This is a genomic window from Streptomyces griseoloalbus, from assembly GCA_014650015.1.
Lineage (GTDB): Bacteria > Actinomycetota > Actinomycetes > Streptomycetales > Streptomycetaceae > Streptomyces > Streptomyces griseoloalbus.
On sequence record BMUD01000074.1, the window covers coordinates 1 to 1,297 of the forward strand.

General features: G+C 67.8%; 1 protein-coding gene. It reads right to left on the reverse strand.

Annotation, left to right across the window (positions count from 1 at the left end; translation table 11 throughout):
• Positions 1-39: 39 nt before the first annotated feature.
• Positions 40-1,284 carry an IS256 family transposase gene (locus IE178_RS34995; protein WP_193515063.1) on the reverse strand — a complete coding sequence of 415 codons (1,245 nt, stop codon included), beginning with the start codon at positions 1,282-1,284 and terminating at the stop codon, positions 40-42.
• Between the last annotated feature and the right edge of the window lie 13 nt (positions 1,285-1,297).

Below are 1,297 nucleotides of genomic sequence, written 5' to 3' on the forward strand. Positions count from 1 at the left end.
GGGTCTGTGTAGCGAACGGTGGAACTCGGTCGGTTTTGTTCAGCGGCGTCCGGCGGTGAGCCGGCCGTCGAAGGTGATGTCGAAGGCTTGGAGCGCGGCCTTCCAGCGCATGGTCCAGCGTTTGCGTCCGGTGCCGGTCGGGTCCAGGCTCATGACGGCCAGGTAGACGCACTTGAGGGCGGCCTGATCGGTGGGGAAGTGTCCCCGGGCCCGGACGGCCTTGCGGATGCGCGCGTTGATGCTCTCGATCGCGTTGGTGGTGCAGATGATCTTGCGGATCTCCACGTCGAACCGGAGGAAGGGCACGAACTCCGCCCAGGCCGCTTCCCACAGCCGGACAATCGCCGGATACTTCCCGCCCCAGGTGTCGGTGAACTCCACGAACCGCTCCAGCGCGGCCTCTTCAGTCGGCGCGGTGTAGACGGGCCTGAGCGCCTTCGCGATCTTCTCCCAGTCCTGCCGGGCCGCGTAACGGAAGCTGTTCCGCAGAAGGTGAACGACGCAGGTCTGGACGATCGTCGCAGGCCAGACGGTGTTCACGGCGTCCGGGAGGCCGGTCAGGCCGTCGCAGACCAGCATCAGGACATCGGCCGCGCCGCGGTTCTTGATCTCGGTCAGGACCTGGAGCCAGTACTTCGCACCCTCCCCGCCGTCGCCGATCCACAGGCCCAGGATGTCCCGGTGTCCCTCGGCGGTGACCGCCACCGCCATATAGACAGGCCGGTTGGCGACCTGCCCGTCCCTGACCTTCACGTTCACACAGTCGATGAAGACGACCGGGTAGACGCTGTCCAGGGGACGGTTCTGCCATTCCGTCATGCCGGCCATCACGCTGTCGGTGATCGTGGAGATCGTGGACTTGGAGATCTCCGCGCCGTACACCTCGGCGAGATGCGCGGAGATCTCCCCGTGCGTCAGCCCTTTCGCCGACAACGACAGGACCATCTCGTCCACCCCGCCCAGACGCCGCTGACGCTTCTTGACCAGCTGCGGCTCGAACGACCCGGCCCTGTCCCGCGGCACCGCGATCTCGACCGGCCCCGACTCGGTGATCACTGTCTTGGACCGGTGCCCGTTGCGGTAGTTCTCCCGGCCGCCCTCGGCCCGCTCACCGGGCTCGTGCCCCAGATGATCGGTGAGTTCGCCCTCCAGCGCGGACTCCAGCACCCGCTTCGTCAGCTGCTGCAGCAGGCCGCCCTCCCCGGTGAGCTTCACCCCACCGGCCTGAGCCCGGGCCACCAGCTCGGCGACCAGACCGTCATCCACGGCGCCCGCCCCACTCACAACGGCCTCCCCG